The organism is Crenobacter sp. CS_VA4 (assembly GCF_055597485.1).
In genome coordinates, this window is record NZ_JBVMAE010000004.1 from 207,698 (window position 1) to 216,558 (window position 8,861).

An 8,861-nucleotide genomic window follows, 5' to 3' on the forward strand; every position below is an offset into this window, starting at 1 on the left:
AGCCGCCGCCCGGCTCGCTACAGTGCCGACAGGCCGCCCGCCGCGCGGCCGCCGCAACGATGAGGAGCCGTGATGATTGCAGGAATGTCGCTCGCCGACTGGTGTGCCCGCTACCCGCTAATCGAGACGCTGATGGCGCTCGGGGAGACCAGCTGGTTCAACCCCGCCCTCGCCCCGACCGCCGAGGCGCAGGCCGATGTCGGCCTCGCTGCCGCCGATGTGGCCGACGCGAGCGACCGGCTGGCGCGTTTCGCCCCCTATATCGCCCGCGTCTTCCCCGAGACCCGCGCCGCCGGCGGGCTGATCGAATCGCCGCTGGTGCCGGCGCCGCAACTGCACCGCAGCCTGGTCGAACGCTATCGGATTCCCGCTCACGGCGCGCTGTGGCTGAAGCTCGACAGCCACCTGCCAATTTCGGGCTCGATCAAGGCGCGCGGCGGGATCTACGAGGTGCTCAAGCACGCCGAGGACCTGGCGCTGCAGCACGGGCTGCTGCAGGTGGACGACGACTATGCCCTGCTCGACGGCGAGGCAGCACGAACGCTGTTCGGCCAACATCGCATCGCCGTCGGCTCGACCGGCAACCTGGGTCTGTCAATCGGCATCATGAGCGCCCGGCTGGGCTTCCAGACCACGGTGCACATGTCGGCGGACGCCCGGCAATGGAAGAAGGACCTCTTGCGTGCGCACGGCGTCACCGTGGTCGAATACGAGGCCGATTACAGCGTCGCCGTCGCCGAGGGGCGCAAGCTGGCGGACGCTGACCCCTACTGCCACTTCGTCGACGACGAGAATTCCACCAGCCTGTTCCTGGGCTACGCGGTGGCGGCAGAGCGGCTGAAGCGGCAGCTTGTGGCGGCGGCGATCCGCGTCGATGCCGAGCACCCGCTGTTCGTCTACCTGCCGTGCGGCGTCGGCGGCGGCCCCGGCGGGGTGGCGTTCGGCCTGAAGCTGGCGTTCGGCGACGCGGTGCACTGCCTGTTCGCCGAGCCGACCCACTCGCCGTGCATGCTGCTGGGCGTTTACACCGGACGACACGACGCGGTGTCGGTGCAGGACTTCGGCATCGACAACCGCACCGCCGCCGACGGCCTGGCGGTCGGGCGCCCGTCCGGCTTCGTCGGCCGCGCGATGCAGCGGCTGATCGACGGCTACTACACGGTGAGCGACGAGGAGTTGTACCGGCTACTGGCACTGCTCGAATACAGCGAAGGCCTGCGCCTCGAGCCGTCGGCGCTGGCCGGCGTGCCCGGCCTGGCGCGGGTGCTGACCGAGCAGCAGGGCTACCGCACCCGGCTGGGACTGAGCGACGCCCGCCTGGCACAGGCGACCCACCTCGTGTGGGCCACCGGCGGCAGCATGGTGCCGGAGCCGGAGATGGACGGCTACCTGGCGCACGGCCGGCAGCTGCTGCAGGACGAGGCGCGCTAGGCCTCTGCCCCGCCCCGCCCTCTATAATGGCGCCATGCTGAACCTTCCCCCGCGGCTGGGCGCCCGGCTCGACAGCACCCAGTTCGCCAACCTCTACACCTTCCTCGCCGCCGCGCGGCACCTGAGCTTCGCGCGAGCGGCCGAGGAGCTGTGCCTGACGCCCAGCGCGGTCAGCCACCGCATCGGCCGGCTGGAGCGCGCGCTGGGCCAGCGGCTGTTCGTGCGGCTGACGCGCCGGGTCCGGCTGACCGAGGCCGGCGAGCACATCTTCCAGATCCTGCAGGGCGCCATGAACGAGCTGACCGAAGCGCTGCAGCCCGGTTCGGCCAACGAGGTCGCAGGCGAGCTCGCCGTGTACGTCCGCCCCTCGCTGGCGCAATGCTGGCTGGTGCCCAAGCTGGCCGAGTTCACCGACCGTTACCCGGCGGTGTCGCTGGACATCCGGGTCGGCAACGACAACGTCGACTTCCGCACCCAGCACATCGACCTGGCGCTCTACTACGCCGACGGCGACTTCCCGGGCCTTGCCAGCACCCGGCTGATGGACGAGAGGATCGCCCCGGTGTGCAGCCCGGACTACGCCCGGCGCCATGCACTGACCGGCCGGCCGGAGCAACTCAGCGAGTGCACCCTGCTGCACGACTCGCTGGCCTGGGACAACGCCGCCCACGATGCCGAGTGGATGCTGTGGGCGCGCCATCACGGCGTCGAGGCGGCGCTGCCCCGGCGCGGCCTCAGCTTCGACCGCTCCGACCTGTGCGTGCTAGCGGCGCTGAACCACGCCGGCATCGCCATCGGCCGGCAGCATCTGGTGCAGGCGCAACTCGACCGCGGCGAGCTGGTGCTGCCCTTCGGCCCGTTCGCCCTGTCCGGGCGCTACGACTACTACCTGGTGCACCCGCCCAAAGACCCGCTGCCGAAGCGGCTGCAGGTGTTCATCGACTGGTTGCACGAATGCGCCGCGGCGGGCTAGCCTCCTAACACCGACCCCGACTTCATCCGCTGGAGCCCCGCCCATGCTCGACATCACCCTCGCCACCGCCGCCGATCTCGACGGCATCACCACCCTGCTGCACGCCAACTCGCCCGCGCACGGCGGCTCGCTGACCGGCGAGTTCCCGCGCGAGCTGGTAGAGCGGTGGGTGACCGGCGACATGCCGGTGTTGGTCGCGCATCGCGACGGCCGGGTGGTCGGCGTACTGTTCAGCTCGGCCAAGGCCGACGCCGAGGCGCCGCCGGCGCGGGCGATGCTCGAGGCCTGGCCGGGCCAGCCGGACGCCTATGTGTACGGCCCGGTGTGCATCGCCGAGACCGAGCGCGGCAGCGGCCTGTTGGCGCAGCTGTACGCGGCGCTGCGCGAGCGGCTGCCGGGGCGCGAGGCGGTGCTGTTCATCCGCCGCGACAACCCGGCGTCACTGCGGGCGCATCAGCGGCTCGGCATGCACGAGGTGGCGTCGTTCACGCTCGGCGGCGACGAGTTCGCGGTGTTCAGCGACCGGGCGGGCTGAACGGCCGCCGATGGTGTACCTTGGCGGGGCGCCCCCCGCCGACCTCCACGACCTAAGGATCACGATGTCCAACACCGTTTCTCTCGAACCGTCCGCCCTGTGGCGGCTGCTGATCATCGGCGCCGGCGACGTCAGCCGCGAGCTCGCCGACCTGGCACCGCGGCTCGGCTTCGCCGTCAGTCTGTGCGAACCGCGCGCCGAGCGGCGCGACGGCTGGCCCGACCCGGCGCAGACCTGGCTGGACCCGGACCCGGCCGAGGCGGTGCGGCACTTCGCCCCCGATGCGTACAGCGCCGTGATCGCGCTGGCCCACGTGCCGGCGATCGACGACGCCGCGCTGAGCGTGGCGCTGCCCTCGCCCGCGTTCTACGTCGGGGCGATCGGCTCGCGCGCCAACGCCCGGGCACGCCTCGAACGGCTGGCGGCGGCCGGCGTGGCCGAAGCGGCCTGCCAGCGGATCAAGGCGCCGATCGGCCTTTCGATCGGCAGCCGCACCCCGATCGAGATCGCCATCGCGATCCTGGCCGAACTGATCGCCGAGCGGCAGACGTTGGCCGAACAGACGACCGGGGCGCAGTGCGTCGCGGCGCGGAGCTGATCCGCTGCATTTCCCGGGGCGGCGCCGTTTGACCGGTGCCTCCCGGTCTTCTCCCTCCGGCCGTCCCGCTTCGGCCAACCTCACCGCCCTCCCCACCGCCCGCCGGTCAGTCCAGTTGCACCGCCGGACGGACCGAAAAGCCGATTCAAAACAAGGATCTTAAGGTAACAACAGGGGCAAGCCCATCCCAACCCGTCGTTGATGCAAACGCACGATACGGCGCGCTTGATCGACGCGGCGGCTCTGCCCCCGAATCAGGTGAATTACGAGTCCAGAGCCGATGCGACGGCGTTGCAAGGCGCGGCGCGGGGGCGGTCAGGCGGGGGCGGCGAGTTAATATTAAGGCCGCTACAATTTAGCTGACACCATCTGGTGGTCAGGCATTTGATTGCAAAAGAACTTCTTTGTGCATGTGTGTCGTGAAAAATGTTGCCGGGGTAATAGGACGTGATTCAAGTAAAGCGCCACTCAATTTAGACGCTAGGAGCCAATACGCTATGCCTACCGACAGTCCTGACACATGGTTCCATTGGTTCTATACGAATGCGCCAGCCGGTTGGGTTAGTGCAATCGTGGCAGTGGTTACTTGTATCGTTTTAGTTTTGAACCGGAAAAAGCCTAAAAGGCTGGTAGTGCGTGAGATTCGTAACTCCTCGATAGTAGCGATTCCGGAAAGCTTACGACAAAAGATTGACATGACATTTGATGGCCGCCCTATTGAATCACTAGCCCAAGTTGATGCAAAAATTCTAAATGAGGGCTCAGAGTTAATCAGCCGTCCCTCCTTCACACTCAGCCTGCCAGCGGAATGCGTGGTGCTAGATGCGTCGATCACACCAGAGAAGTTAGAAGTCGATCGAAAGATTGAGCGAAACAAAATCACCATCACTCTAGACTACCTAAACCCAAAGCGTGAGCATAAACAAGTTGTACACCTGTCGGTACTCGTTGACGGCGAAGTAAGTGATATGAAAGTTGAAGGGATGGGGGAAGGTTGGTCTGCCCGGCATTTACCTCTTCCCACCTCGAAGCAGATTAACTATCGAATGATTGCCTTCGTAGCAATTGGAACCTGCCTTCTTGTTACAAATTATTTTTATAGCCACTACCTACAAAACCTGTACGGGATAGCTTACAACGAGGTAAGCATTCGGGCGTTCATATACTACTTACCCATATTTTCTCTACTTTTTCCTTGGTTACTATGGTCTTTTTTTTGGATAGTAAAGCCCTTGCAAGCGCGTATACCGTGACCTTGCCCAGACACCACTAAGCAAAACGCCTTGCTCTGCAGGCAACCGGACGTTCCTTAAAGGGACAACCGGTTGCCTTCAACATTTAGCGGAAAGTCCGTCTGATTCACCGCAGGAGGCTTAGCTATGATGCTCGACTGGAACGATTACCGAAAGCAGCTGCTCGCGACCATCGACGAGCTCGCCAAGCTCAGCCCCGACACGGTGCGCGGCTATGGCGAGCTGAGCGCCGCCGGCGCGAAGACCGCACACCTGGACGCCAAGACGCGCGAACTGATCGCACTGGCGGTGGCGGTCACCCGGCAATGCGACGGCTGCATCACGATACATACCGATGCGGCGATGAAACGGGGGGCGACGCGGGAAGAGATCGCCGAGGCGCTCGGCGTGGCGATCGCGGTCAACGCCGGCGCCACGCTGGTGTACTCGGCGCGCGTGATGGATGCCTACAGCGCGAAAACGGCATAGCAGGGCCAGCACCCTCATCAGGTCATCCAAACCGTGGCCCGCAATGCGGCCGGCACGGCGGCGGGGTATTCGGCCGGCGTCGGCTTCGACGCGGTCACCGGCTGGGGCAGCCCGGACGGCGCCGCGCCGATGGCGAAGCTGCCGTGGGGACGCCGCCTAGCCGCCCGCCGGGATGAAGTGCCTCGCCCTTGCGAGCCAGATGGCCGACGACCCCCCGATTTGCTCGGAGGTCCTGCTTTTCCTGAAACAGCGCAGCAGGCTTGGCCGAACGGGCCTGGCGCCCCCCTAGCCCGCCAGAAACTGCCGGATGAACGGGATGAACAGCTGCACCTTGGCCGCGACGTGGCCGGTTTTCGGGTAGACCGCAAACACCCCCTGCTCCGGCAGGGCGTGCTCCGGCAGCAGGCGGACCAGCCGGTCGCCAAGGGCGTCGCTGGACTACTGGGAAGGGGAATGAGCGGTTCGGCAGCGAGCCGGGCCGGCCTAGCCGCCGGCCCGCTTGCTCGTCCAGCCGTGCGGCTTGAGCCGCTCGATCACCAGCTCGACGTGATCGCCCTGGATCTCGATCACCCCGTCCTTGACCGTGCCGCCCGAGCCGCAGGCGGTTCGGAGCTGTTTGCCCAGCTGCTGCAGCGCCGCCGCGTCGAGCGGCACGCCCTTGACCAGCGTGACGCCCTTGCCCTTGCGGCCCTTGGTCTCGCGCGAGACGCGCACCACGCCGTCCGACGCCGGCGCACTGTTGCGCGCACAAATGCACTGGGCAACAGGGTTGCGGCACACGGGGCACATCGTGCCGTGCTCGGTGGAATAGACCAGCCCACCCGATCCTTTGTTTTTCATCATGACGTTGACTCTACTGACGGTGTGGCGGCGAAGCGGCGGCGCCGGGAAACGACGGCCGGCCGCGCGGCCGTGACGAACCGCGCACTGTATCACCACCGCGCGTCGCAATCCTATCGGCGCCGAAGCCGCCGCGCGGCGTTCATAATAGCGTGCCCCGCGCCTTGAAAGCCGGGGGCGCCCTCCCCACTCTTGTGGGTACACGGCCCGTCACCCTGGCCCACCGCGCCCAGCGCGGTGACACGATCCCGCCCAACGACTTTACAAAGAAAGCCCCCATGACCCAGCCCACGCTCCTCAGCGACGACAGCCTCAGCCTCGCCAGCCTGCAAGCGCTGTTCGAACAGGCCGCGATCCGCACCGAGATCGACGAAGACGGCGACCTGACCGTCTACCCCGGCGAACTGAAGGCGTTTGTCCATCTCAACGAGGCCAATCGCCAGATCCGCTTCGTCGCCTACTACGGCATCGACGAGCGGGCCGCCCGCCTCGACAAGCTCGAGCTGGTCAACCGGCTGAACCGCGACTACATCTTCGCGCGCTTCGCGCTGATCGACGACGAGGCGCTATCGGCCGATTTCTACCTGCCGTACGAGGGCGGCGTGCCGGTGACGCAGATCGTCGAGGCGCTGCAGCTGTTCGGCGCGGCGGTGCCGTCGGCCATTGCGGCGAGCAACGACGCCGGCCTGATCCAGTAAGGGCGGAGCGGGGGCGCCCCTGGCCCCCGCAATCACACGCCGCACAAGCGGCTGACCGCCTTCGCCCCAGGCAACAGCGCCCCCTCATCGACGCCGCCGAGGACGGCGCGGCCAACGGGGGTAGTCGGCGAGCACTGTCCGAGTGCCGGCTTAGCCGGCGCGAGTTGCGCAGCCGCCCGTTGGCCGCGTCCGCCCGCAGGGCAGCCCGCGCAGCGGGTCGGCGTCGTCGGGGTCGCCTTCTTTTGGTTCCTTTTCTTGGCGAGATAAGAAAAGGAACTCGCCTGTCGGGCGAGACCGACACAGCCCCATCCCGCACGACCGTTCTCCACAGACCGCAACAACGTTGGCCGAACCGCCGGCCAACCCTGCCTCCCCCCTCCCCACTGACCCCGGTCCGCTAAGCCCCACCCCCCGCGCGCGCCAGAATCGTTCCCATCGCCACCACGAAGGGAGCCCCCGATGGCCAGCCGCAACCTCGCCGACCTGCACTCCGCGCTGCAACCGCTCGCCCACACCTTTCTCGCCCGTTGCGCCGACGCCGGCGTCACCCCGCTGATCACCTGTACCTGGCGCTCCGGCGCCGAGCAGGACGCGCTGTACGCCCAAGGCCGCACCGCGCCGGGCCCGCGCGTCACCAACGCCCGCGCCGGCCAGTCGGCGCACAACTTTCAGCTGAACGGCCAGCCGGCCGCGCGCGCCTTCGACGTGGTGCCGCTCTTGGCCGGCCAGCCGCAATGGGACGCCGGCCACCCGCACTGGCAGGTGATGGGCCGCATCGGCGCCGAGCTGGGGCTGAACTGGTACGGCCGCCCGGACGCGCCGTTCCGCGAGTTCCCGCACTTCGAACTGCCGAAAGGGGTCGCCTGATGCGCCTGACCGACCTCGTCACCAACCCCGGCAGCGGCCGGCTGTCGCACACCAAGCTGTGGGCCAACGTCGCCTGCGCCGCCGCCACCGGCCTGTTCGTCTACCAGGGTGTCGCCGGCACGCTCACGCCAGAAGTCTGGCTGATCCACCTGGGCCTGGTCGGCGGCTACGCGGCGGCGCTGCGGCTGATCGCCGCCTGGCGCGGCAAGACCGGCTGAGGGAGCGCACCGATGACCGCCCTCTTGATCCGCCGGCTGGCCCGGCTCGGCCTGCTGACGCTGGCGCTCGCCTTCGGCACCGGCGCCGGCTACACGCTCGGCCTGCACGCCGCCGACGCGCAGCTCGCCGACGCCGACACCACTTCGCAACTCAAACGGAGCATCGCCCGTGTCACCACCGACTACCGCCCGGCCCCCGACGCACCGCCTCGCCCGCTGCCTCGCTGCGTGTTCACTCGCGGCTTTGTCGGCGTGCTCAACAGCGCGATCGGCGCCGAACCCGTGCCGGCCGCCGAGCCCGCCGGCGCTGCTGGTGCAGCGGCCGACGCCGCCGACGCCACTGATTCCGGGGTATCGCAAGCCGATCTCCTCGACCACCTCACCGACTACGGCCAGCGCTGCCGCCGGCTGGAACACCAGCTCGACGCGCTGATCGACTGGCTGCAACCCGACAAGGAGACCCCACCATGAGCGATCTGTTCGACCGCGCCAGCGACCTGGAACAACTGCAGCGCGAGGAAGCGCTGGCCCGCCACCGCCGCCCCACGGCCGGGCCGAGCTACAGCCACTGCGAAGACTGCGGCGACGACATCCCGGCGATCCGCCGCCAGGCGGTGCCCGGCTGCACCCGCTGCGTGCGCTGCCAGGGCGAGTTGGAACGGGTAGTCCGATGACGCTGGATCTGGCGCTGCAACTGGCGCTGGGCCTGCTGGCGTTTCTGGGCGGGCTGTGGGTGCGCCAGCTGCAGCAGGAGCTGGCGGATCTGAAGCGGCAGAACCTGGCGATCCAGCGCGACTACCAGCGCCGCGACGACGCCGCCAAGTCCAGCGACCAGATGATCGACATGCTGCGCGAGGTGAAGACGCACATCCAGCGCATCGAGGACAAGCTGGATCGCAAGGCGGACAAGTGAGCCGCCGCGCGGACATGGGAACAGGGCCGGTGCCGACAGCACCGGCCCTGCTTGTTTAGCTGGAAGG

At 67.8% G+C, this 8,861-nt stretch carries 13 protein-coding genes; 12 read left to right on the forward strand and 1 reads right to left on the reverse strand.

Going from position 1 to position 8,861, the window contains the following annotated elements:
• Positions 1-72 precede the first annotated feature (72 nt).
• From dsdA to ACZ2IA_RS05770, 6 genes are all read left to right on the forward strand, one after another.
• Positions 73-1,431 (forward strand): D-serine ammonia-lyase, encoded by a 1,359-nt coding sequence (gene dsdA / locus ACZ2IA_RS05745; protein WP_470291614.1) that lies wholly within the window; start codon positions 73-75, stop codon positions 1,429-1,431.
• A gap of 34 nt (positions 1,432-1,465) precedes the next feature.
• Positions 1,466-2,404: a DNA-binding transcriptional regulator DsdC gene (gene dsdC, locus ACZ2IA_RS05750; RefSeq protein ID WP_470291615.1), complete on the forward strand. Its 939-nt coding sequence runs from the start codon at positions 1,466-1,468 to the stop codon at positions 2,402-2,404.
• Between the two features lie 43 nt (positions 2,405-2,447).
• The gene (locus ACZ2IA_RS05755) at positions 2,448-2,939 is read left to right on the forward strand and encodes a GNAT family N-acetyltransferase (protein WP_470291616.1); all 492 of its coding nucleotides are present in this window, start codon (positions 2,448-2,450) and stop codon (positions 2,937-2,939) included.
• Positions 2,940-3,003: 64 nt separating this feature from the next.
• A complete protein-coding gene (locus ACZ2IA_RS05760; protein WP_470291617.1) occupies positions 3,004-3,537 on the forward strand; it encodes an XdhC family protein in 534 nt (177 codons plus the stop codon).
• Positions 3,538-4,034: 497 nt separating this feature from the next.
• The gene (locus ACZ2IA_RS05765; protein ID WP_470291618.1) at positions 4,035-4,790 is read left to right on the forward strand and encodes a hypothetical protein; all 756 of its coding nucleotides are present in this window, start codon (positions 4,035-4,037) and stop codon (positions 4,788-4,790) included.
• Between the two features lie 126 nt (positions 4,791-4,916).
• Complete coding sequence (locus ACZ2IA_RS05770; RefSeq protein ID WP_470291619.1) at positions 4,917-5,258, forward strand: carboxymuconolactone decarboxylase family protein; 342 nt, start codon at positions 4,917-4,919, stop codon at positions 5,256-5,258.
• 483 nt (positions 5,259-5,741) lie between these two features.
• Here the strand turns inward: ACZ2IA_RS05770 and ACZ2IA_RS05775 are convergent, their stop codons facing one another.
• Entirely contained in the window at positions 5,742-6,101 is a 360-nt protein-coding gene (locus ACZ2IA_RS05775) for a translation initiation factor Sui1 (RefSeq protein ID WP_470291620.1), read from the reverse strand.
• 275 nt (positions 6,102-6,376) lie between these two features.
• Here ACZ2IA_RS05775 and ACZ2IA_RS05780 point away from each other — a divergent pair, with 275 nt between their 5' ends.
• The 6 genes from ACZ2IA_RS05780 to ACZ2IA_RS05805 all read left to right on the forward strand — a co-directional run bounded on the left by ACZ2IA_RS05780 (position 6,377) and on the right by ACZ2IA_RS05805 (position 8,794).
• Positions 6,377-6,796 carry a YbjN domain-containing protein gene (locus tag ACZ2IA_RS05780; protein ID WP_470291621.1) on the forward strand — a complete coding sequence of 140 codons (420 nt, stop codon included), beginning with the start codon at positions 6,377-6,379 and terminating at the stop codon, positions 6,794-6,796.
• Between the two features lie 459 nt (positions 6,797-7,255).
• Entirely contained in the window at positions 7,256-7,663 is a 408-nt protein-coding gene (locus ACZ2IA_RS05785) for a M15 family metallopeptidase (RefSeq protein ID WP_470291622.1), read from the forward strand.
• The gene (locus ACZ2IA_RS05790) at positions 7,663-7,881 is read left to right on the forward strand and encodes a DUF2644 domain-containing protein (protein WP_470291623.1); all 219 of its coding nucleotides are present in this window, start codon (positions 7,663-7,665) and stop codon (positions 7,879-7,881) included. The genes ACZ2IA_RS05785 and ACZ2IA_RS05790 overlap by 1 nt, the downstream gene beginning before the upstream one ends.
• Before the next feature lie 12 nt (positions 7,882-7,893).
• Complete coding sequence (locus ACZ2IA_RS05795; protein WP_470291624.1) at positions 7,894-8,352, forward strand: hypothetical protein; 459 nt, start codon at positions 7,894-7,896, stop codon at positions 8,350-8,352.
• The gene (locus tag ACZ2IA_RS05800) at positions 8,349-8,555 is read left to right on the forward strand and encodes a TraR/DksA family transcriptional regulator (RefSeq protein ID WP_470291625.1); all 207 of its coding nucleotides are present in this window, start codon (positions 8,349-8,351) and stop codon (positions 8,553-8,555) included. The genes ACZ2IA_RS05795 and ACZ2IA_RS05800 overlap by 4 nt, the downstream gene beginning before the upstream one ends.
• Positions 8,552-8,794 (forward strand): hypothetical protein, encoded by a 243-nt coding sequence (locus ACZ2IA_RS05805; RefSeq protein ID WP_470291626.1) that lies wholly within the window; start codon positions 8,552-8,554, stop codon positions 8,792-8,794. Before ACZ2IA_RS05800 ends, ACZ2IA_RS05805 begins: the two co-directional genes overlap by 4 nt.
• Positions 8,795-8,861: the final 67 nt, after the last annotated feature.